Origin of the sequence: Bradyrhizobium glycinis (assembly GCF_016031655.1) — a bacterium.
In the GTDB taxonomy this organism is placed as follows: Bacteria; Pseudomonadota; Alphaproteobacteria; order Rhizobiales; family Xanthobacteraceae; genus Bradyrhizobium; species Bradyrhizobium glycinis.
The window spans coordinates 58,184-79,414 of record NZ_JACCHQ010000002.1 but is presented as its reverse complement, the minus strand read 5'-3'; the positions used below and the strand labels follow the sequence as shown (position 1 = coordinate 79,414).

The following is a 21,231-nucleotide window of genomic DNA, read 5'->3' as shown; positions in this document are numbered from 1 at the left end:
AGGATCTCCGATGCCCCGTTTCGCCGCCAATCTCTCGATGATGTTCACCGAGGTGCCGTTCCTCGACCGCTTCGACGCCGCTGCGCAAGCGGGCTTCACCGCGGTCGAGTTCCTGTTTCCCTACGAGCATCCCGCCGAGGCCGTCGGCGAACGGCTCAAGCGCAACGGCCTGACCCAGGCGCTGTTCAACCTCCCGCCGGGCGACTGGAACGCTGGCGAGAAGGGCTTTGCCGCGCTGCCGGCGCGCTTCTCCGATCTCAAGGCGAGCCTGGAGACGGCGCTGCCTTATGCCAAGGCGACCGGCGTCAAGCGCCTGCACCTGATGGCCGGCATCGCCAACCGCAGCGAGCGCGTCGCGATCGAGGCGTTTTACAAGTCGGTGGCGTGGACTGCCGAGTTCTTCGCGCCCCACGGCATCGACGTCGTGATCGAGCCGATCAATGCGCGCAACGTGCCCGGCTACTTCCTCAACGATTTCGGCTTCGCGCGGGATCTCATCCAGGAGCTGAGGCTTGCGAACCTGAAACTCCAGTTCGACATCTATCACTGCCAGATCATCCATGGCGACGTCACCATGCGGCTGCGCGAGATGATGCCGATCATCGGCCATATCCAGATCGCCAGCATTCCCTCGCGCAACGAGCCCGACGGCGAGGAGCTGAACTATCCATTCCTATTCGATGAGCTCGACCGGCTCGGCTATGCCGGCTTCGTCGGCTGCGAATACAATCCGCGCGGCAAGACCACCGATGGCCTTGCCTGGTTCACACCCTATGCGGGAGTGAAGCCGTGACCCTTGCCTTGGGCTGCATCGCCGACGACTACACGGGCGCCTCCGATCTCGCCAACACGCTGACGCGCGCGGGCCTGCGCACCGTCCAGACCATCGGCATACCTGCCGACGATCTGGCGCTGCCCGAGGTCGATGCCGTCGTGGTGTCGCTGAAGAGCCGCTCGATCGAGGCCGGCCTTGCCGTATCGCGCTCGCGCGCGGCGGACAAATGGCTGCGCGGCCGCGGTGCGGGCCACGTGCTGTTCAAGATCTGCTCGACCTTCGATTCCACTGATGCCGGCAATATCGGACCAGTCATGGACGCGCTGCGCACCGATTGCGGCGAGGCGAACGTGCTCGTGACGCCGGCCTTTCCGGAGACCGGGCGCACCGTCTATCAGGGCAATCTGTTCGTCGGCGCCGTGCCGCTCAACGAGAGCCCGCTCAAGGTTCATCCGCTCAACCCGATGCATGATTCCAACCTGGTGCGCGTGCTGGCGCGCCAGAGCAGGACGCAGGTCGGCCTCGTCGATCTCGCCACCGTCACGCGCGGCGCGAACGCCGTGCGGGCACGGCTGGCCGAGCTCGCCGCCAAGGGCATCGGTGCTGCGATCGTCGACGCCGTGTTCGACCGCGACCTCGAGACCATCGGGCTCGTGGCCGCCGAACACCTTCTGTCGGTCGGCGCGTCCGGCATGGGCCTGGGGCTTGCGCGCGCGCTGGTGTCGACGGGCAAGGTGAAGCCGGCGCCGAGCGGCGAAACCGGCGCAGCCGTCGGCGGCCTGGCGGCATGCCTTGCCGGCAGCTGCTCGCAGGCGACGCTTCAGCAGATCGCCAGCGCCGAACGCATCATGCCGGTGCTTCATCTCGATCCGGAACGGATCGTCGCGGGCGCCGCTGAAGCGCAGCGTGCGCTGGACTGGGCAAGGCCGCGGCTTGCGGAAGGTCCGGTGCTGATCGCTTCGAGCGCGACGCCGGACGCCGTCGCGGCCGTGCAGGCACGCCATGGCCGCGATGCCGCAGGCCACGCCATCGAGCAGGCCATGGCCGGGATCGCGGAGGGGCTGGTGCAGGCCGGGGTCCGTCGCTTGATCGTCGCCGGTGGCGAGACATCCGGCGCCGTGGTCGATCGGTTGAAGATTCCCGGATTTCTCGTAGGAGTGGAGATTGCGGCGGGAGTCCCGGTGCTACGCGCGGTAGGTGCAAGCTCCGGCGAGATGTTGCTCGCTTTGAAATCTGGAAATTTTGGCGGTCCGGACTTCTTCTCCGATGCGCTTAGGCTCATGCGCTGAGCGCAGAGCCTCCTTAGCCCATCGTTCATTTCTTTCGGCTTCGGTACTCGTACGGAGCCGCAGTTAACATTTGCGCAGGTGCTCTGCGCTCAGATGTCGCCGCAGCTCCTCTTTGGTTGATTCTTAGAGCTTCGACGCGCATCCGCGCCAGCACAACGAGATCCGATTATGTTCGCCAACATTTCCATCCGCGCCAAGATCATCAGTGTCGTGGCGTTCCTGCTCGTCGCGATGGCCGGCATGGGCCTGCTCGCCATCATGAAGATGCGGTCGATGAACGCCAATACGGTCGACATCACGACGAACTGGATGCCGAGCGTGCGGGTGCTGGGCGAGATCCGGGCCGCCGTCATCACCTATCGCAACGTAGTCCGCGAGCACATGTTGTCCGAGACGCTCGATGAAAAGCTGGCGGCGGAACAGACTGCGGCGACTGTCACGGAGATGTTGGCCAAGGCTCGAAAGAACTACGAGCCGATGATCACCTCGCCGGAAGAGCGGGCGCTCTATGCGGAGTGGTCGAAGCTGTGGGCCGAGTACCAGAAGGGCGCTGAGGATGTCATGGAACTGTCGCGCATGGAGGCGGGCAAGGTTCCGCATGCGTCGCATGAGCTCAACACCAAGACGGTCAACAAGATCGGCCTGAAGTCCGACGAGGTCCTGCAGAAGGACATCGATCTCAACACCAAGGGTGGCAACCAGGCAGCCACCGATGCCGCCGACAGCTACGCCTATACCTTCATGCTAGTCTCGGCCATTCTCGGCGCTGCCATCGTCATCGGCATCGCCGTCAGCTTCTATCTCGTCCGCGACGTCTCCAGCGGCATCAACTCGATCACCCTGCCGATGCAGGCGCTGGGCCGGGGCGACCTCTCCGCCGAAGTCCCGCATCGCGGCGAGAAGACCGAGATCGGCGTCATGGCCGACGTGCTCCAGATCTTCAAGGAGGCGCTGATCGCCAAGAAGGCCGCCGACGAAGCCGCCGCGGCCGATGCCGAAGCCAAGATCGAGCGTGGCCGCCGCGTCGACAACATCACCCGCGAATTCGAAACGATGATCGGCGAGATCGTGCAGACCGTGTCGTCAGCCTCGAGCCAGTTAGAGGCTTCCGCCTCGACCCTGACTGCGACCGCTGACCGCTCGCAGCGGCTGGCGACTACGGTGGCGGGCGCCTCGGAGGAAGCCTCCACCAACGTGCAATCGGTGGCTTCGGCGACCGAGGAGATGGCCTCGTCGGTCGGCGAGATCAGCCGTCAGGTGCAGGAATCGGCGCGGATGGCGGGCGATGCCGTCGGTCAGGCCCGCGCCACCACCGAGCGCGTCAGCGAATTGTCCAAGGCCGCCGCGCGCATCGGCGACGTGGTCGAGCTGATCAACACCATCGCCGGCCAGACCAACCTGCTGGCGCTGAACGCCACCATCGAGGCGGCGCGCGCGGGCGAAGCCGGCCGCGGCTTTGCCGTCGTCGCCTCCGAGGTGAAGGCGCTCGCGGAGCAGACCGCGAAGGCGACCGGCGAGATCGGCCAGCAGATTTCCGGCATCCAGGCGGCGACCAACGACTCGGTCGGGGCCATCAAGGAAATCTCCTCGACCATCGAGCGCTTGTCGGAGATCTCCTCGGCCATTGCGGCTGCGGTGGAAGAGCAGGGCGCCGCGACGCAGGAGATCGCCCGCAACGTGCAGCAGGCCGCTCACGGCACCCAGCAGGTATCGTCCAACATCACCGACGTGCAGCGAGGCGCGACCGAGACCGGCACGGCCTCCTCGCAGGTGCTGTCCGCGGCGCAGATGCTGTCCAACGATTCGAGCCGGCTGAAGACCGAGGTCAGCAGGTTCCTGACGAGCGTTCGCGCTGCGTGAGGCGCGCAATCGCTATGCCACCCGCCACTCCGGCACACCATCGGCTGCCATAGCGATCTCGCCGAGCGAGCCGACCGGGGTGCGATCCATGTCGAGCAGATGCGCCAGCGTCGCGCCGTCGCTCGCCGGGATCCTCGCCAGCGTGCGGCGATCGTCGTGCGTTCGCAGCATCACGACGCCATGCTCGACATCGCCGCCACGGCCGTAGAGCACGGTGAAGCTCTCGACCTTGCCCTTGCCAGTGGCCTCAGCGACGAACTCCGGCACCGCGCGCTTGTTGCGGTCGGCCTCGGCCTGCACGCTCGTTTCCTGCGCCAGCGCCTCGCGCGGCGGCGTCTTCGACACCACCAGCGCGTGGTGCTTGGTGACGAAGCCGCCCTGGCCATAGAGCAGGCCGAGCCTGGCGCCGTCGCGCAGACGGCGCACCATCGCGCAGGCCGCGTGCGTCATGTAGGTGTTGAGCGGCGCGCCGAAGAAGGTGAGGCCGCCGGTCACGGTCGGCTGCACGTCGGCACCTAAGCCCAGCGTCCGCCGCGCCATCTTGGGCACGCAGGGGAAGCAGCTGTAGAGCTCGATCGCGTCGAATTGTCTGCCGTCGCGCCCGGCGAGATCCGTCACCGCTTTCAGCACGGCGTTCTGCGGGTGGCTTTCGTAAAACTGGTCGCGCAACAGATAGTCGCGCGGCTCTTCCGCCGAGGCACCGCCGAGCGGGTAGACCAGTTTTTCTTCGGCGACCCCGGCCGCCCGCGCCTTGGCGAGACTGGCGAGCAGCAGCGCACCGCCCATGTTGACGCTGGGGTTGGCCACCATCAGCTTGTTGTAGGGCCAGGCGATCAGCCGGTTGTCCGCGGTCGGCGTCGTGATCTCCTCCGGCGCATAACGCCGCTTCAGCCAAGCATTTGGATTCTGCGCGGCGGCGTCCGAATAGCGCGACCACAGCGTGCCTGATTCCGCCATGGCTTCGCGCGGCGTCTGCCCCCAATGCGCAGAGGAGGCCGCTTCATAGAATGGATAGACGGTCACAGGCCGAAACACGCCGAGCTTCACCGCTAACGGCTTCTGGAATGCCGCGCCGCGCTTGGGCTCCTCGACGTCATGGGCGAATGGCGTCCACGGCAGCTTGACACCGGCGCGCTCCGCCTTGGTCGCGGTCGATTGCGCCTCCGCGCCGCAGATCGCCGCCACGCTGCACTCGCCGCGCGCGATGCGCTGGGCCGCCTCGTGGATATAGCGGATCGGGCTCTCGCCGCCGACCGGACCGTAATGGCAATGCGGGGGTGAGATGCCGAGGCGCTGCGCCAAAAGCTGCTCCGGATCGCGATAGCGCCAGCTCAGGAAATTGACGACGTCGAGCGATTGTACCTCGCCGAGCAGTTTCGCACCGGCGTCTTGTTCGGTGCGCCGCAGCGCCTGTTCGAGCAGGTCGAGAGGTTCGAGACCCTCGGTGATCTCGTTCGGGCGGTCGACGATCTCGCCGATGCCGACGATGACGGGGATGCGGTCTTCGGGGATATTGGTCATCTCTTCTTGCTTCAATTCACGATATCAGTTGTTCGTCATTGCGAGCGCAGCGAAGCAATCCAGAATCTTTCCGCGGCGGCAGCCTGGATTGCTTCGCTGCGCTCGCAATGAAGACGGGGTGACTACTCCGCCACCAGCGCATTCATGTGCTCGACCGCTTCGGCGAAATCCTGCTTGAACTCCTGCACCACGGCGCCCGCCGATTTCACGCTGTCGATCAGGCCGACGCCCTGGCCGACGAAATAGCTGACGAGATCGCGCGCCTTGGCGTTGCCGCTTGCGGCGGCCCGGTCGATCGAATGGAAGGCGTCGCGGCTGATGATGCTTTGCAGCGGCATCGGCAGCGCGCCCGGGCTGTCCGGCGCGCGGTCCCAGGCATCGGTCCAGACCGAGCGGAGCTGCCGCGCCGGTTTGCCGGTGCGGCCCTTCGAGCGCACCGCATCGCGCGAGGAGGCCGCGATCATCTTCTCGCGAAAAATCTCCGTGGTCTCTGCCTCCATTGTTGCGAGCCACACCGAGCCGGTCCAGGCACCGGCCGCGCCCATCGCCATGCAGGCCGCCATCTGCCGTCCCGTCATGATGCCGCCGGCCGCCAGCACCGGCACGTCGCGGATCGGCTTGATCGCCTTGATCACCTCCGGCACCAGCACCATGGTCGAGACCTCGCCGCAATGGCCGCCGGCCTCGGTGCCCTGCACCACGAGGATGTCGACGCCGGCCGCGACCTGCCGCAGCGCGTGCTCCTTGGCGCCGACCAGCGCTGCGACCGGCACGCCATGCTTCTTGCCCATCTCGATCATCGCCTTTGGCGGCACGCCCAGCGCATTGGCGATGAGGCGGATCGGATGATTGAAGGAGACCTCGAGCAGCTGGAGCGCGGTCTTGCCGTCGAACGGCTGCGGCTGGTTGTCCGCGACGTCGGTGGTGGTCAGCTCGATGTCGTACTTCTTCAGGAGATCGCGCGTGTAGTTGCGGTGCTGTTGCGGCACGCGCGCTTCCAGGCTCTTCCAGGTGACGTCCTTCTCGCCCGCGGTCGAGATGTTTTCCGGGATCAGAACGTCGATGCCGTAGGGCTTGCCGTCGACCTGATCGTCGATCCACCTCAGCTCACGCTCGAGCGTATCCGGCATATGCACCGTCGCGCCCAACACGCCAAACCCGCCGGCCCGGCTGACGGCGGCAACGACGTCGCGGCAATGACTGAAGGCGAGCAGCGGGAATTCGATCCCCAGCATGTCGCAGATCGGCGATTTCATGGCTCTCTCCCGGCGGCAGGCTTCGCATTCTCGCTGCTTTCGCTGCCAAAGCAACGTGACGCTAGCCGATCGATGACATGCCGGATTCGGCGAGGCATCTTGTGCGTAGACGTTGCGCTCTATCCGACGGGCCAAAGGCGGCGGCGCCCCAAGTGGCGCCCTCGTTCCGGGGCTCGCGCAAGCGAGAACCCGGCCCCGGAATGACGGCGGGGAGGGGCTGCCATGACAAAACGCAGAGTTGTCCCGTCCGGCAATGCATTGCGGCGCCCTTGCCATCGGCCGTTTGCGGGCTAATTAATGCAGACGCATCCTTTTTCCCGGAGCTCCGCATGACCGATACCCCTTACGTGCCGCCCAAAGTCTGGACCTGGAACAAGGAGAACGGCGGGCAGTTCGCCAACATCAACCGCCCGATCGCCGGCCCCACCCACGACAAGGAGCTGCCGGTCGGCAAGCATCCGCTTCAGCTCTACTCGCTGGCGACGCCGAACGGGGTCAAGGTCACCGTGATGCTGGAGGAGCTCCTGGCGCTCGGCCATAAGGGCGCCGAATACGACGCCTGGCTGATCAGGATCGGCAACGGCGAGCAGTTCGGCAGCGGCTTCGTCGAGATCAATCCGAATTCCAAGATCCCGGCACTGATGGATCGCTCCGGCCCCGAGCCGATCCGGGTGTTCGAGTCAGGCTCGATCCTGTTCTACCTCGCCGAGAAGTTCGGCGCCTTCCTGCCGAAGGACATCAAGGCCCGCACGGAGGCGATGTCCTGGCTGTTCTGGCAAATGGGCAGTGCGCCCTATCTTGGTGGCGGCTTCGGCCACTTCTACGCCTATGCGCCAACCAAGATCGAATACGCGATCGACCGTTTCGCGATGGAGACCAAGCGCCAACTCGACGTGCTCGACCGGCGTCTCGCCGACAACGAATATCTCGCCGGCAAGGACTACACGATCGCCGACATCGCGGTGTGGCCCTGGTATGGCGCGCTCGCCAAGGGGCTGGTCTATGGCGCCGGCGAATTCTTGTCGGTGCAGGATTACAAGAACGTGCAGCGCTGGACCGACCAGATCGCCAAGCGCCCGGCCGTGAAGCGCGGCCGCATGGTCAACCGCGTCTCCGGCGATCCTGCCAGCCAGCTCCACGAGCGCCACGACGCATCCGATTTCGAAACCAAGACGCAGGACAAGCTAGCACCGGTGACGTGAGGTTTCGTAGGGCGGATTAGCCGAAAGGCGTAATCCGCCCTTCTTCGTCCCGCATACGCTCGGCGGATTACGCTTCGCTAATCCGCCCTACGGCCTCACGCCATGCTCAGCTCGTGGCGGCCCACCACCATCCAGTGCACCTCGTCCGGACCGTCGGCGAAGCGCAGGTGCCGCACATCCTGGTACATCTCGGCGAGCGGGGTCCAATGCGAGATGCCGGTGGCGCCGTGCATCTGGATGGCCTGATCGATGATCTTGCAGGCGCGCTCGGGCACCATGGCCTTGACCATGGAGACCCAGACGCGGGCCTCCTTGTTGCCGAGCACGTCCATCGCCTTGGCGGCTTTCAGGACCATCAGCCGCATCGCCTCGATCTCGCAGCGCGCCTGCGCGATGATCTGCATGTTGCCGCCGAGATGGGCGATCTTCTTGCCGAAGGCCTCGCGGGTGAGGCCACGCTGCACCATCAGGTCGAGCGCCTTCTCGGCCTTGCCGATGGTGCGCATGCAGTGATGGATGCGGCCCGGGCCGAGGCGGAGCTGCGAGATCTCGAAGCCGCGGCCTTCGCCGAGCAGGATGTTCTCCTTCGGCACCCGCACATTGTTGAAGCGCATGTGCATGTGGCCGCGCGGGGCGTGGTCCTGGCCGAATACGTACATCGGCCCGAGCACCTCGACGCCAGGCGTGTCGCGCGGCACCAGGATCTGCGACTGCTGCTTGCTCGGCGGCGCGTTCGGATTGGTCTTCACCATCACGATGAGGATCTTGCAGCGGGGATCACCGAGACCCGAGATGTAGTACTTCTCGCCGTTGATCACCCATTCATCGCCGACCAGCTTTGCGGTGGTCGAGATGTTCTTGGCGTCGGAGGAGGCGACGTTCGGCTCGGTCATGACGTAGGCCGAGCGGATCTCGCCGTTGAGCAGCGGCTTCAGCCACTTCTCCTTCTGCTCCTTGGTGCCGACGCGTTCCAGCACCTCCATGTTGCCGGTGTCGGGCGCCGAGCAGTTCATGGTCTCCGAGGCCAGCGGACTCTTGCCGAGCTCGGCCGCGATATAGGCGTAGTCGAGGTTCTTCAGGCCTTGGCCGGTCTCGTCATCGGGCAGGAAGAAGTTCCAGAGGCCTTCCTGCTTGGCCTTGTTCTTCGCTTTCTCCAGCACTTCGAGCTGCTTCGGCGTAAAGCTCCAGCGATCTTCCTTGCCTTCGCCGGCCTTGGCGAACTCGATCGACATCGGCTCGACGGTGTCGCGAATGAACTTCTTGACGTGATCGTAAAGCGGCCGGACCTGGTCCGACATCCGCAAGTCGTTGAGTTCGTCGCCGGGATTGAGCGTGTAGTTGGTGGTACGGGGAATGTAGGTGTGTTTTGTCATTGGTCCTCCCGGAGTGCTGAGATCGTGCTGGCGGCGAGAATAGTCGCAGCGCCGGCAAAGTGCGAGCGCGCATTTTCGCGCGCGAAGCCATGCCATGCGATGGAATATCGCGAGGCGTTTGAAATGTTGTTTGAATGGGACGGCGCGCAAGTGGGCTGAAGCGTCGTCCTATCCCCCAGGACTCCGTCATTGCGAGCGGAGCGAAGCAATCCAGAATCTTGCCGCGGCGGTCGTCTGGATTGCTTCGTCGCAAGAGCTCCTCGCAATGACGAGGAGAGATCGGTCGGCCTCAAGCCGGCATCCGGTGCATCGCGCAGATCTTGTTGCCGTCGAGGTCGCGCAGATAGGCGAGATAGAGCTTGCCGCCGGGGCCCTGACGCACGCCGGGCGGATCTTCGATCGACTTACCGCCGGCCGCGACGCCCGCCGCGTGCCACGCATCGACCTGCTCCGGGGAATTGGCGGCAAAGCCGATCGTGCCGCCATTCGCGCACGTCGCCGGCTCGCCGTTGATCGGCTTCGACACCGAGAACACGCCGGTCTTGGTGATATAGAAGATGCGATGGCCGTCGACCCTGGCCGGCCGCACCTCGAGCGTGCCGAGCAGCTTGTCGTAGAACGCCTTGGCCTTGTCCAGGTCGTTGGTGCCGATCATGACGTGTGAAAACATTTGCCCGTTCCCTCTGCGCTAACAAACCAGAAACCGTAGGGTGGGCAAAGCGCAGCGTGCCCACCACGACATTCGAAAATGCTTATGGTGGGCACGGCGCAACAGCGCTTTGCCCACCTACGAAATCTCAAAACGCGGTATAGCCGCCGTCGATCACGAACGTATCCGCGGTGTGATACGACGACGCCTTGCTCATCAGATACACCGCGATGCCGCCGAAATCGGACGCCTCGCCGAACCGTCGCATGGGAATCCGCGGCATCACGTTGGCGACGAACTTGTCGTTGGCCATGAGTCCTGCGGTCATGTCGCTCTTGATCCAGCCGGGCAGGATCGCATTCGCGGTGACGCCGTGACGCGCCAGCTCGACGCCCAGGGCGCGCACCAGCGCGTTGATGGCGGCCTTGGTCGCGGCATAATGCTCGTTGCGCGCGGTGCCGAAGATCGAGGCGAGGCTCGAGGTCGCAACCAGCCGGCCGAAGGGATCGCCGGCATTGGCGCGATCCGTCATGTGCCTGGCTGCGGCCTGGAACGCGTGGAACACGCCGTCGAGATTGGTCGAAAACATCGTGCGCCATTCCTCCTCGGTGCGCTCGATGAAGGCGCGCCGGCCGCCGCCGCCGATGCCGGCATTGGCGAAACAGCCATCGACGCGGCCGAAAGTGTCGAGCGTCGCCTTCATCGCGGCATCGACCGAGGCCGGGTCGCTGACGTCGCAGACGCGGCTGTCGACCTTGCCGGTGAGGCCCGCCATGCTCGCGGCAGCGGCCTTGTTCTTGTCAGCATTGCGGCCCCAGATCGAGACGTTGCAGCCCTGGCCCGCGAGCGCCTGCGCGATGCCGAGCCCGATGCCGCCATTGCCACCGGTGATCACGGCCACGCGGCCGGAGAGGTCGAAGAGGTTCATGGCGCGTTTCCTGTTCTTCGTCTGGCGCTTATCAGCCGCTGCGCACAAGATTGCTTGCTATGCTCCGATCACCATGGACAAGACCGCGCCAAAAATCAAATATGCGCCCCGGCAAAACGAATTCCGGCCTGCGAAACTGACGCAGGCCGCAACTGACGAGGAAACCATGCAGTTCAAACACGTCACGCTCGACTTCGATGGCTCCGTCGCGATCCTCAAGCTCGACCATCAGGAGGTGATGAACGCGGTCTCCGTCGACATGCTGGGCGGTCTTTCCGAGGCGCTCGATGCGATCGAGGAGAAGAAGGACGAGGTGCGCTGCGTGGTGCTGACCGGTGCGGGGCGGGCGTTCTGCACCGGCGCCAATCTGCAAGGTCGCAACAACCAGGCGAAGAAGACCAAGGCCGGCCTGACGCTGGAGACGGGCTTTCATCCCTTCCTGCGCCGCATCCGCAATTTGCACTGCCCGATCGTCACCGCGGTCAATGGCCCGGCCGCCGGTGCCGGCATGAGCTTCGCGCTGCTCGGCGACATGATTTTGTGCGCGCGCTCGTCCTATTTCCTGCAGGCCTTCCGCCGCATCGGGCTCGTGCCGGATTGTGGCTCGACCTGGCTGTTGCCACGGCTCGTCGGGCGCGCGCGCTCGATCGAATTGTCGCTGATGGGCGAGCGGCTGCCGGCCGAGAAGGCGCTGGAATGGGGCCTCGTCAACCGCGTCTACGATGACGGCGTCTTGATGGAGGAAACGATGAAGCTGGCGCGCGATCTCGCCAGCGGCCCGACCGTGGCGCTGTCGTTGATCCGCAAGCTCTATTGGGACAGCCCGGAGAATTCCTTCGAGGATCAGCTCAATCTCGAATTCCAGTGCCAGCTTCGTGCCGGCGACACCGAGGATTTCCGCGAGGGCGTCGGCGCGTTCCTCGAGAAGCGGCCCGCGCAGTTCAAGGGCAAATGATCGAGGCGGCGCTTTCACGCAGCGTCCGGCGCTGGTGCGAAGGGGCGACCGGCGCGACCTCTGCGGCAAAGCTTTCCGGCGGCGCCAGCCAGGAAACCTGGCGCTTCGACATCGTGCATCCGGAAGGCGCGATCGGCGCGATCCTGCGCCGCTCGCCAAAAGGCTATGGCGCAGCGCCGACCCGCGCGGCCGGTCTTGCCGCGGAAGCGCAGCTGATGCAGCTCGCTTATGAAGCCGGCGTGCCGTCGCCGCGCGTACTGCATGTGCTGGCGCCCGAGGACGATCTCGGCACCGGCTTTATCATGCAGCGGATCGAGGGAGAGACCATTGCGCGCAAGATTCTTCGCGATGAGGAGTACGCGGCGGCGCGGCCGCATCTGGCGCGGCAGATCGGCGGAATTCTCGCAGGTCTCCATCGGCTGCCGCAGCACAAATTGCCTCAGCTGCGCAGCAGGGATGCGACCCAGGAGATCGCCGAGTTCGAGCGCGATTATCGCAGCCTGAACTGGCCCAAGCCGGTGTTCGAGCTGGCGCTGCGCTGGCTGCGCGACCACGATCCCGGTCCTTCGGCCGAAACCACGCTGGTTCACGGCGATTTCCGCAACGGCAATCTCATCATCGGCGCCGATGGCGTTCGCGCGGTGCTGGACTGGGAGCTCGCCCATCTCGGCGATCCCATGGAGGACCTCGGCTGGGTCTGCGTGAATTCCTGGCGCTTCGGCGAGATCGATAAGCCCGTCGGTGGCTTTGGCTCTCGCGAGGAGCTATTCGCGGGCTACGAGGCGGCAGGCCGCAAGGTCGATCCCGCGCGCGTCAAATTCTGGGAAGTGATGGGCACGCTGCGCTGGGGCATCATGTGCGGCGGCATGATGCAGCGTTTTCGCGAGGGGCCCGACCATTCCATGGAGCGCGCCATGATCGGCCGCCGCGCCAGCGAGACCGAGATCGATCTGTTGCGGCTTCTTGCGCCGCGCGGGAGCTGACACATGCAGGACGAGCCGACCCCGATCGAGCTGACCAAGGCAGTCGCCGATTTCCTCCGCAACGACATCACGCCGCTGATCTCCGGCCACCAGGCCTTCAAGCTACGCGTCGCCATTAACATCCTCGACCTCGTCACGCGGCAGCTGACGCGAGAGGCGGGGAGCGATGCGAGAGAGGTCGAGCGCCTGCGTGCGCTCCTCGGCATCGACGGCTCAGTCATGGAGCTGAACCGCGTGCTCGCCGAGCGCATCGCGAGCGGCGAGGTCGATCTGGCAACGTCCGGCCTCGCCGAGCATCTCTGGGCGACCACGATGGACAAGCTCGCGGTCGATCAGCCGAACTATGCGTCGTACAGGCGGGAACTGGGGAGAGGCGGGTAGCCGACGCTCCATCCACCGTCATTGCGAGCGCAGCGAAGCAATCCAGAATCTATCCACGGAGGCAGTCTGGATTGCTTCGTCGCAAGTGCTCCTCGCAATGACGAGCGAAGAGACTTGTTATTTCCCCACCCATTTCGGCGGCCGCTTCTCGGAAAACGCCTTCGGGCCCTCGATGTAGTCCTGCGAGGCGACCATCGCCTGCACGGCCGGATAGTCGCGCTGCTCCGCGATCGCCTGCTCCAGCGGCACGCCGAGCCCCTTCTGGATCGCCTGCTTCGAAGCCCGGATCGACATCGGCGAATTCTTGGCGATCATCTCGGCCCAGCGCAGCGCGGCGGCGAGCGCCTCGCCCTGCGGCACCACCTCGTTGACGAAGCCGAGCTCGAAACCTTCCTTGGCGCTGACATGGCGCGCGGTGAGGATCATGCCCATGGCGCGCTTCAGCCCGATCTGGCGCGGCAGGCGGTGCAGGCCGCCGGCGAGCGCGGCCAGGCCAACGCGCGGCTCGGGCAGTGCGAAGGTCGCGTTCTCCGCGGCGATGATGAGGTCGCAGGCGAGCGCGATCTCGAAGCCGCCGCCCATGGCGACGCCGTTCACGGCGGCGATGATCGGCTTGTCGCAGTCGAAGCGCGAGGTGAGGCCGGCAAAGCCGCCCTTGTCCCAGCCGCGTTTTCCCCCGGCCGCCTGCCACTTCAGATCGTTGCCAGCGCAGAACGCCTTGTCGCCGGCGCCTGTGACGATTGCGATCCACTGCTCGGGATCTCCGGAGAAATCGTCGAACACCTTCTGCAATTCGAAATGCGCATCCGTGTGCAGCGCGTTGTAGACCTCGGGCCGCGACAGCGTCACGATCGTGATCGGCCCCTTGCGTTCCACCTTGGAAAATTTCAGCTCCATCGCGCGCTCCCAGTCTTTCTCGTGAAGGAATGTTGGCGGCATACTACCGCGCGGGTCCGTTCGAACACCATCGAATTGCGCTGGTGCGCTTTGCGCAGCCGGCACGTCTCGCCTTGCTTGACTTGCACGCGCTCTTCTCACCTTAATCGAGCCAAGCAAGAATGCGGCCTAGCGCCTTAACGCAAAACGATAAAATCAATCCGGGAGAGAACCTGTGGACTTCTCATTGCCTGCCGATCTCGTCGCCTATCTCGGAGAGCTTGACCGTTTCATCGAACGCGAGATCAAGCCGCTGGAAGAAGCGGACGACAATATCCGTTTCTTCGATCATCGCCGCGAATGGGCGCGCACCGATTTCGAGAATGGCGGCCTGCCGCGCCACGAATGGGAAGCGCTGCTGCGCAAGGCCAAGGATCTCGCCGACGCTGCCGGCCATCTGCGTTTTCCGGTGCCGAAGCGATACGGCGGCAATGACGGCTCCAACCTCTGGATGGCCGTGATCCGCGAGCATTTTGCCGCCAAAGGCCTCGGGCTGCACAACGATCTGCAGAACGAACATTCCATCGTCGGCAACTTCCCCGTCGTCACCATGCTCGACCGCTACGGGCGCGACGACCAGAAGGCGATGATCGACGGCTCGATCAGGGGCAAGTATCGCATCACCTTTGGCCTGACCGAGCCGCATCACGGCTCGGATGCCACCCACATGGAAACGCGTGCGGTGCCCGCGACCCGCGACAACGTCAGGGGCTGGATCATCAACGGCGAGAAGATGTGGACCACAGGCATGCATGTGGCCACGCACTGCGCGCTGTTCGCGCGCACCAGCGGCAATGACGGCGACGCCCGCGGCATCACCTGCTTCCTGATCCCGGCCAATAGTCCAGGCGTGAGGATCGAGGAGTACATGTGGACCTTCAACATGCCGACCGACCATCCGCGCGTCAGCTTCACCGACGTCTTCGTGCCGGAGGATGCGCTGTTCGGCGAGGTCGGCCGCGGCCTGTCGCTGGCGCAATGCTTCGTCCACCAGAACCGCATCCGTCAGGCCGCAAGCTCGCTGGGCGCTGCGGTCTACTGCATCAACGAGAGCGTGAAATATGCACGGGAGCGAAAGCCCTTCGGCAAGGCGCTTGCCGAGAATCAGGCGATCCAGTTCCCGCTAGTCGAGCTCGCCACCCAAGCCGAGATGCTGCGCCTGTTGATCCGCAAGACCGCCTGGGAGATGGACCAGCTCGATGAGGAGCAGATCGAGCGCACGCTCTCCGACCGCGTCTCGATGTGCAATTACTGGGCAAACCGCCTCTGCTGCGAGTCCGCCGACCGCGCGATGCAGGTCCACGGCGGCATGGGCTATTCACGCCACAAGCCGTTCGAGCACATCTACCGCCACCACCGGCGGTATCGGATCACCGAAGGCAGCGAGGAAATCCAGATGCGCAAAGTGGCGGGATTCTTGTTCGGCTATATGGGGCCGGGGAAGCATTGAGGCTTGCACCGCTATCGTAGGGTGGGCAAAGCGGAGCGTGCCCACCGCTCTTTTTGCAGACGAAGAATCGTGGGCACGGCGCTTTGCGCCTTTGCCCACACCGCTTCTTGTGGCGGCAGCCTGGATTGCTTCGTCGCATCAGCGCAAAATTGCTACGCAATTTTGTCGCGAGCTCCTCGCAATGACGGGGAGAAAGGCGCGCGCTGTCTCCACACCGTCATTGCGAGCGAAGCGAAGCAATCCAGAAATGTCACCGCGGTGGTGCTGTGGATTGCTTCGCCATTCGCGGATCAATTCACTCGTCGATCCTTCCCCGCCCAATACGGCTCGCGCAGCTGCCGTCGCAGGATCTTGCCACTCGGATTCCGCGGCAGCGCTGGCAGGAACTCCACGCTCTTCGGCGTCTTGTAGCCGGCGATGCGCGTCCGGGTGAAGTTGATGATGTCGGTCGCGGTCGCCTCTTTGCCGGGCTTCATCACCACAACCGCCTTCACTGCCTCGCCCCATTTGTCGTCCGGCACGCCGATCACGGCGGCTTCCGCCACATCAGGGTGGTCGCACAGCGCGCTCTCGACCTCGGCCGGATAGATGTTCTCGCCGCCGGAGATGATCATGTCCTTGATGCGGTCGTGGATGTAGAGATAGCCGTCCTCGTCCATGTAGCCGGCATCGCCCGTGCGCAGCCAGCCGTCGCCGCGCAGCGTCGCGGCGGTCGCCTCCGGCAGGTTCCAGTAGCCCACCATGTTGGAGCCCGAGCGCGTCGCGATCTCGCCGACCTGGCGCGGCGGCAGCGGCTTGCCGTCCGGATCCAGGATCGCGATCTCGACGCCCGGCAGCGGCTTGCCGGCCGATCGCATCCGCTCCAGCCCCTCGACGTGATCCTCCGGCGGCAGCGCGACGATGGTGCCCGTCGTCTCGGTCATGCCGTACATCTGCACGAAGCCGCATTTGAAGACCTCGATGCATTCCTTCAGCAGTGCTGCGGGAATCGGCGAGGCGCCGTACAGCATGTATTTCAGCCGCGAGAAGTCGACCGTCCTGGCGCGCGGCTGCCGCACCACGAACTGCATCGCCGCGGGCACCATGAACAGCTTCGTGATGCCCGACTGCTCGAAGAAATCCAGAACCTTGGTCGGATCGAACTCGCGCGCAATCACGCCGCGGGCGCCGTGATAGAGCCCCATCACGCCCCATCCGGAGCCGCCGATGTGAAAGATCGGCATCGCCACCAGCGAGACGTCGTCGGTCGACCACCGGTTCCACTCAGGCTTGTCCTCGGCATTGCCGGTCTGCACGAGGTTCAGGAAGTTCGCGTGACTCAGCATCGCGCCCTTCGGCTTGCCCGTCGTGCCCGACGTGTAGAGCTGGATCGCGATGTCGCTTGTGTCGATCGGCACCTTGGGATCGTCGCCGCTCTGCGCATCGCGCCACGCCGCGAAGTCCTGCCACTCCGGCGCGCCGCCCTCGGTGGTGATGATGGTGCGCACGCCTGCTATCTGGTCCCTGATCTGGCGCACCTGCGCGATGAATTCCGGCCCGACGAACAGCACGGGCGCCTTGCAATCCGACACGATGAAGGCGACCTCGGGCCCGGCGAGCCGCCAGTTCACCGGCGCCATCACGACGCCTGCCTTCATCGCACCCATCAGGAGCTCGAAATAGATGTCGCTGTTCTTGCCGAGATAGGCGATGCGGTCGCCCTTCTTCACGCCCATCGCGAGGAGCGCATTCGCGACCTTGTTGGTCTTGATGTCGAACTCGGCAAAGCTGGTGGTGCGGCCCTCGAATTCATAGGCGATGGCGCTGCCGCGGCTCTTCGCACGCTCGCGCACCATATCGGCGAGGTTCGCCAATGGCTGTGTGGACATGTTTCTCCCGTGGCTCTTGTTTTTATGCGGGGGAGTGTGGCGTCATCGGCGGGTGAAGACAAGGTGCGAGCCCCGCTGTCGTCCCGGACAAGCGCGCCTCAAGCGCGCGCAGATCCGGGACCCATAACCACAGGGAAAGGATTTGCGAAGACTCGGAGTTACCAGTCTCGCGCTACGACTTCTCCCTGTGGTTATGGGTCCCGGGCTCGCGCTACGCGCGCCCCGGGACGACGGCGGGGGGCCTCACCCCCGCTTCGCGCGGTCCTTCTCGTTCTGCGCCATGATGCTCTCGCGTGCCGTCTTCCAGTCGTCGTCGCTCCAGTCGCGCAGCTGATAGAAGTTGCCGCCCATGGCAAGCGCCTGGGCGCCGTCCATGGCGATGGTCTCGCCGTTGATCCAGTCGCAGCCGCCGGAGATCAGGAACACCGCAAGGTTCTGCAGCTCCTCCATGGTGCCGACGCGGCCCATCGGGTTCATCGCCCTGGTGCGCGCGCCGGCTTCGTCGCCCGGCTTGATGCGCTTGCTCATGCCCTCGGTCGGGATCTCACCGGGCGCAATGGTGTTGAGACGGATGCCGTAGCGGCCCCATTCGGTCGCGAGCGACATCGTCATGGCGTGGATCGCCGACTTGCTCATCGCCGACGGCACCACGTAAGGCGAGCCGTTGCGCACCCAGGTCACGGTGATGGAGACGACGTTGCCGGGCTGCTTCAACGCGATCCAGCGCTTGCCGATCGCATGCGTCACGTAGAACGTGCCGTGCATGACGATGTTGGCGACCGCATCGAAGCCGCGCGGCGACAGCTCCTCGGTGCGCGAGATGAAGTTGCCGGCGGCGTTGTTGATGAGATCGGTGAGGGGGCCGTCGCGGAAGATGTTCTCCACCATCTCCTCGACCGCGAGCGCGTTGCGGATGTCGACGCCGTGGCTGGTGACGCGGCCGCCGTAGAGATCCATCAGCTCGGTCGCGGTCTCGTCGCAGACGATCTTGCGCCGGCCGCAAATGTGCACCTCGGCGCCGAGCTGGAGAAAGCGCGCCGCCATCGACTTGCCGAGACCGGTGCCGCCGCCGGTCACAAGAATACGCCGGCCGGCCAGAAGATTTTCCTTGAACATGGCTGTTTCCCCCGTAGGGATTGTCAGTTAATTGGTCGATTGACTAAATCCGGCCGCCAGCGTCCTGTAAAGCGGCACTGAACAAGAACAGGGGAGAATTCGTCCATGGACGATCGCGTCTCGATCTCGATCTCGGAAGGCGTCGCCGACGTGCGCCTGGTGCGCGCCGACAAGATGAACGCGCTGGATCAGCCCATGTTCGAGGCCCTCGTCGCCGCAACGGACCGGCTTTCGAGGGAGAAAGGCGTGCGCGCCGTCGTGCTCTCGGGCGAGGGCCGCGCCTTCTGCGCCGGGCTGGACATGGGACGTTTTGCCGCCATGAAGGAGAAGGGCGGCAACGGAATTCCGGGTGGCGAAAATCGCGATCTCACGGTGCGCACGTATGGCAAGGCCAACTTCGCGCAACAGGCGGTGTGGGGCTGGCGCCAGCTTCCGATGCCCGTGATCGCGGCCGTGCACGGCGTTGCCTTCGGCGGCGGTTTTCAGCTCTCGCTCGGTGCCGACATGCGCTTTCTCAGCCCGGATGCGCGCATGTCGATCATGGAGATCAAATGGGGCCTCGTGCCAGATATGGCGGGCACGCCGATCTTGGCCTCGCTGGTGCGCGACGATATTTTGCGCGATCTCACCTATACCGGGCGCATCTTCTCCGCCCAGGAGGCGATGACTTACGGTCTCGCCACGCGCATCTGCGACGACCCGCGCACGGCCGCGCTGGACGTCGCACGCGAGATCGCTGGGAAGAGCCCCGATGCGATCCGCGCGGCCAAGCGGATGCTGAGCAATCTCTCGGTCGATCCGGGCCCGGCACTGCTCGCCGAATCCGTCGAACAGCAGAAGCTGATCGGCAGCCCCAACCAGACCGAGGCCGTGCGCGCCAACCTGGAGAAGCGCGCGCCGAATTTTGCGGATTAGCAACTCCCGTCATTCCGGGGCGATGCGAAGCATCGAGCCCGGAATCCATAACCACGATCGGGAGTATGGATTCCGGGCTCGCGCCAAGAGGCGCGCCCCGGAATGACGACCGTGGTTGTGTCCATGCCCTTCAACCCGACGAAAGATCGGAAACCAACAATGAGCCAAACGTCCCCCTTCCTCGGCATCGTCTCGGGCAACCGCCGCCGTTCCCACGCCGAGGTCGCCGACCGCGCCGACCGTATCGCCTCCGGCCTCGCCCAGATCGGCGTGCGCCAAGGCGACAGCGTCTGCATGCTGATGCGCAACGACATCGCCTTCCTCGAAGCCGCCTATGCCGCGATGCGGCTCGGGGCCTATGGCGTGCCGATCAACTGGCACTTCAAGCCGGAGGAGATCACCTACATCCTGAAGGATTCCGGCACCGCGGTCCTGATCGGCCATGCCGACATGCTGCACGGCTTGCGTGACGCGATCCCTGAGGGCGTCACCGTGCTCAGCGTGCCGACGCCGCCGGAGATCCTGTCCAATTACAAGATCGATGCGGATCATCTGACGACGCCTGGCTTTGCGATCGATTTCGAATCGTGGCTCGCGCAGCATCCGCCCTATGACGGCCCGGTCGTGCCGCAGCCCATGAACATGATCTACACCTCGGGCACCACCGGCCATCCCAAGGGGGTCCGCCGCAATGCGCCGACGCCGGAGCAGCAGGCCGCGGGCGAACGCATGCGCGCGATGATCTACGGGCTCGAGCCCGGCGCTCGCGCATTGCTGCCGGGCCCGCTCTATCATTCCGCGCCGAACTCGTTCGGCATCCGCGCCGGCAAGCTCGGCGGAGTGCTGGTGCTGATGCCGCGCTTCGAGGCGGAGGAGTTTCTGCAAGCGATCGAGCGCTACAAAATCGACACCATCTTCATGGTGCCGACCATGTTCATCCGCCTGATGAAGCTGCCTGAGGAGGTGCGCAGGAAGTACGATGTCTCCTCGCTCCGCCATGTCATCCATGCGGCCGCGCCGTGCCCGGCCGATGTCAAGCGCGCCATGATCGAATGGTGGGGGCCGGTGATCTACGAGTTCTACGGCTCGACCGAATCCAGCGCCGTGACCTTCGCAACCTCCGAGGATGCGCTGAAGAAGCCCGGCACCGTCGGCAGGATCTCGCCCGGCGCCGAGCTGCGCTTCATCGGCGAGGACGGCCGCGTGCTCGGCACGGGCGAGATCGGCGAGATCTATTCCCGCATGCCTGATATGGCCGACTTCACCTATCACAACAAGCCGGAGAAGCGCGCCGAGATCGACCGCGACGGCTTCATCACCTCGGGCGACGTCGGCTATATAGATGAAGACGGCTACGTCTTCATCTGCGACCGCAAGCGCGACATGGTGATCTCCGGGGGCGTGAACATCTACCCTGCTGAGATCGAATCCGTGCTGCATGCCGTCCCCGGCGTGCACGATTGCGCGGTGTTCGGCATCCCCGACACCGAATTCGGCGAAGCGCTGATGGCCGTGGTCGAGCCGCAGCCGGGTGTGACGCTCGATGCCGCCGCCGTCCGCGCCGCGCTGAAGGCGCATCTGGCCGACTACAAGGTGCCCAAGCACATCGAGATCCGCTCAGGCCTGCCGCGCGAAGATTCCGGCAAGATCTTCAAGCGCCGCCTGCGCGATCCATATTGGGAGCAGGCGGGGAGGAAGATCTAGCCCGAGCTACGCCGCACGGTCCTGGAAGCGTCTTAGCAGGGACTGATTCGGAGCCTATATAGATGGGATC

Annotated in this window: 18 protein-coding genes; 10 read left to right on the top strand and 8 right to left on the bottom strand. The window is 64.9% G+C overall.

The features are described from left to right. Nucleotides 1-10 precede the first annotated feature (10 nt). From otnI to HZZ16_RS04675, 3 genes are all read left to right on the top strand, one after another. A complete protein-coding gene (otnI, locus tag HZZ16_RS04685; RefSeq protein WP_197947347.1) occupies nucleotides 11-793 on the top strand; it encodes a 2-oxo-tetronate isomerase in 783 nt (260 codons plus the stop codon). After that, entirely contained in the window at nucleotides 790-2,064 is a 1,275-nt protein-coding gene (gene otnK, locus HZZ16_RS04680; RefSeq protein ID WP_197947346.1) for a 3-oxo-tetronate kinase, read from the top strand. Before otnI ends, otnK begins: the two co-directional genes overlap by 4 nt. Nucleotides 2,065-2,232: 168 nt before the next feature. Beyond that, entirely contained in the window at nucleotides 2,233-3,924 is a 1,692-nt protein-coding gene (locus tag HZZ16_RS04675; protein WP_197947345.1) for a methyl-accepting chemotaxis protein, read from the top strand. Nucleotides 3,925-3,936: 12 nt separating this feature from the next. Here the strand turns inward: HZZ16_RS04675 and HZZ16_RS04670 are convergent, their stop codons facing one another. Both HZZ16_RS04670 and HZZ16_RS04665 read right to left on the bottom strand, forming a co-directional pair. Then, complete coding sequence (locus HZZ16_RS04670; protein ID WP_197947344.1) at nucleotides 3,937-5,445, bottom strand: acetyl-CoA acetyltransferase; 1,509 nt, start codon at nucleotides 5,443-5,445, stop codon at nucleotides 3,937-3,939. 122 nt (nucleotides 5,446-5,567) lie between these two features. Further along, complete coding sequence (locus HZZ16_RS04665; protein WP_197947343.1) at nucleotides 5,568-6,701, bottom strand: nitronate monooxygenase; 1,134 nt, start codon at nucleotides 6,699-6,701, stop codon at nucleotides 5,568-5,570. A 329-nt stretch (nucleotides 6,702-7,030) separates the two neighbouring features. Between HZZ16_RS04665 and yghU the strand changes: the two genes are divergently transcribed. Further along, the gene (gene yghU / locus HZZ16_RS04660) at nucleotides 7,031-7,903 is read left to right on the top strand and encodes a glutathione-dependent disulfide-bond oxidoreductase (protein ID WP_197947342.1); all 873 of its coding nucleotides are present in this window, start codon (nucleotides 7,031-7,033) and stop codon (nucleotides 7,901-7,903) included. Between the two features lie 95 nt (nucleotides 7,904-7,998). Here yghU and HZZ16_RS04655 read toward each other — a convergent pair whose 3' ends face one another. The 3 genes from HZZ16_RS04655 to HZZ16_RS04645 form a co-directional block, all read right to left on the bottom strand. Continuing rightward, entirely contained in the window at nucleotides 7,999-9,276 is a 1,278-nt protein-coding gene (locus HZZ16_RS04655; RefSeq protein ID WP_197947341.1) for an acyl-CoA dehydrogenase family protein, read from the bottom strand. Between the two features lie 289 nt (nucleotides 9,277-9,565). Beyond that, nucleotides 9,566-9,946: a VOC family protein gene (locus HZZ16_RS04650; protein WP_197947340.1), complete on the bottom strand. Its 381-nt coding sequence runs from the start codon at nucleotides 9,944-9,946 to the stop codon at nucleotides 9,566-9,568. A 127-nt stretch (nucleotides 9,947-10,073) separates the two neighbouring features. Next, the gene (locus HZZ16_RS04645; RefSeq protein ID WP_197947339.1) at nucleotides 10,074-10,853 is read right to left on the bottom strand and encodes an SDR family NAD(P)-dependent oxidoreductase; all 780 of its coding nucleotides are present in this window, start codon (nucleotides 10,851-10,853) and stop codon (nucleotides 10,074-10,076) included. A gap of 166 nt (nucleotides 10,854-11,019) precedes the next feature. On the opposite strand from HZZ16_RS04645, the gene HZZ16_RS04640 reads away from it, so the two are divergent. The 3 genes from HZZ16_RS04640 to HZZ16_RS04630 are packed head-to-tail and all read left to right on the top strand — an operon-like array spanning nucleotide 11,020 to nucleotide 13,172. After that, nucleotides 11,020-11,808, top strand: coding sequence for an enoyl-CoA hydratase/isomerase (locus HZZ16_RS04640; protein ID WP_197947721.1), 789 nt, complete (start codon nucleotides 11,020-11,022; stop codon nucleotides 11,806-11,808). Further along, nucleotides 11,805-12,791: a phosphotransferase family protein gene (locus tag HZZ16_RS04635; protein WP_197947338.1), complete on the top strand. Its 987-nt coding sequence runs from the start codon at nucleotides 11,805-11,807 to the stop codon at nucleotides 12,789-12,791. Before HZZ16_RS04640 ends, HZZ16_RS04635 begins: the two co-directional genes overlap by 4 nt. A 3-nt stretch (nucleotides 12,792-12,794) precedes the next feature. After that, nucleotides 12,795-13,172 (top strand): DUF6285 domain-containing protein, encoded by a 378-nt coding sequence (locus HZZ16_RS04630; RefSeq protein WP_197947337.1) that lies wholly within the window; start codon nucleotides 12,795-12,797, stop codon nucleotides 13,170-13,172. 117 nt (nucleotides 13,173-13,289) lie between these two features. On the opposite strand, the gene HZZ16_RS04625 is transcribed toward HZZ16_RS04630, so the two are convergent. Continuing rightward, the gene (locus HZZ16_RS04625) at nucleotides 13,290-14,069 is read right to left on the bottom strand and encodes an enoyl-CoA hydratase-related protein (protein WP_197947336.1); all 780 of its coding nucleotides are present in this window, start codon (nucleotides 14,067-14,069) and stop codon (nucleotides 13,290-13,292) included. 214 nt (nucleotides 14,070-14,283) lie between these two features. On the opposite strand from HZZ16_RS04625, the gene HZZ16_RS04620 reads away from it, so the two are divergent. Next, on the top strand, nucleotides 14,284-15,558 hold the full coding sequence (locus tag HZZ16_RS04620; protein WP_197947335.1) for an acyl-CoA dehydrogenase family protein: 1,275 nt from the start codon (nucleotides 14,284-14,286) through the stop codon (nucleotides 15,556-15,558). 290 nt (nucleotides 15,559-15,848) lie between these two features. Here the strand turns inward: HZZ16_RS04620 and HZZ16_RS04615 are convergent, their stop codons facing one another. Then, nucleotides 15,849-17,426 carry a fatty acid--CoA ligase gene (locus tag HZZ16_RS04615; protein ID WP_197947334.1) on the bottom strand — a complete coding sequence of 526 codons (1,578 nt, stop codon included), beginning with the start codon at nucleotides 17,424-17,426 and terminating at the stop codon, nucleotides 15,849-15,851. Nucleotides 17,427-17,669: 243 nt separating this feature from the next. Further along, nucleotides 17,670-18,542: an SDR family oxidoreductase gene (locus HZZ16_RS04610; RefSeq protein WP_197947333.1), complete on the bottom strand. Its 873-nt coding sequence runs from the start codon at nucleotides 18,540-18,542 to the stop codon at nucleotides 17,670-17,672. Between the two features lie 105 nt (nucleotides 18,543-18,647). Here HZZ16_RS04610 and HZZ16_RS04605 point away from each other — a divergent pair, with 105 nt between their 5' ends. Then, nucleotides 18,648-19,457, top strand: a complete 810-nt coding sequence (locus HZZ16_RS04605; protein ID WP_197947332.1) for a crotonase/enoyl-CoA hydratase family protein — start codon at nucleotides 18,648-18,650, stop codon at nucleotides 19,455-19,457. A gap of 159 nt (nucleotides 19,458-19,616) precedes the next feature. Continuing rightward, nucleotides 19,617-21,161 carry an acyl-CoA synthetase gene (locus HZZ16_RS04600; protein WP_197947331.1) on the top strand — a complete coding sequence of 515 codons (1,545 nt, stop codon included), beginning with the start codon at nucleotides 19,617-19,619 and terminating at the stop codon, nucleotides 21,159-21,161. Nucleotides 21,162-21,231: the final 70 nt, after the last annotated feature.

Coding starts and splice junctions, on each gene's coding strand:
- otnI (WP_197947347.1), top strand. CDS start 11: ATGCCCCGTTTCGCCGCCAATCTCTCGATGATGTTCACCGAGGTGCCG.
- HZZ16_RS04675 (WP_197947345.1), top strand. CDS start 2,233: ATGTTCGCCAACATTTCCATCCGCGCCAAGATCATCAGTGTCGTGGCG.
- HZZ16_RS04670 (WP_197947344.1), bottom strand. CDS start 5,445: ATGACCAATATCCCCGAAGACCGCATCCCCGTCATCGTCGGCATCGGC.
- HZZ16_RS04665 (WP_197947343.1), bottom strand. CDS start 6,701: ATGAAATCGCCGATCTGCGACATGCTGGGGATCGAATTCCCGCTGCTC.
- yghU (WP_197947342.1), top strand. CDS start 7,031: ATGACCGATACCCCTTACGTGCCGCCCAAAGTCTGGACCTGGAACAAG.
- HZZ16_RS04655 (WP_197947341.1), bottom strand. CDS start 9,276: ATGACAAAACACACCTACATTCCCCGTACCACCAACTACACGCTCAAT.
- HZZ16_RS04650 (WP_197947340.1), bottom strand. CDS start 9,946: ATGTTTTCACACGTCATGATCGGCACCAACGACCTGGACAAGGCCAAG.
- HZZ16_RS04645 (WP_197947339.1), bottom strand. CDS start 10,853: ATGAACCTCTTCGACCTCTCCGGCCGCGTGGCCGTGATCACCGGTGGC.
- HZZ16_RS04640 (WP_197947721.1), top strand. CDS start 11,020: ATGCAGTTCAAACACGTCACGCTCGACTTCGATGGCTCCGTCGCGATC.
- HZZ16_RS04635 (WP_197947338.1), top strand. CDS start 11,805: ATGATCGAGGCGGCGCTTTCACGCAGCGTCCGGCGCTGGTGCGAAGGG.
- HZZ16_RS04630 (WP_197947337.1), top strand. CDS start 12,795: ATGCAGGACGAGCCGACCCCGATCGAGCTGACCAAGGCAGTCGCCGAT.
- HZZ16_RS04625 (WP_197947336.1), bottom strand. CDS start 14,069: ATGGAGCTGAAATTTTCCAAGGTGGAACGCAAGGGGCCGATCACGATC.
- HZZ16_RS04615 (WP_197947334.1), bottom strand. CDS start 17,426: ATGTCCACACAGCCATTGGCGAACCTCGCCGATATGGTGCGCGAGCGT.
- HZZ16_RS04610 (WP_197947333.1), bottom strand. CDS start 18,542: ATGTTCAAGGAAAATCTTCTGGCCGGCCGGCGTATTCTTGTGACCGGC.
- HZZ16_RS04605 (WP_197947332.1), top strand. CDS start 18,648: ATGGACGATCGCGTCTCGATCTCGATCTCGGAAGGCGTCGCCGACGTG.
- HZZ16_RS04600 (WP_197947331.1), top strand. CDS start 19,617: ATGAGCCAAACGTCCCCCTTCCTCGGCATCGTCTCGGGCAACCGCCGC.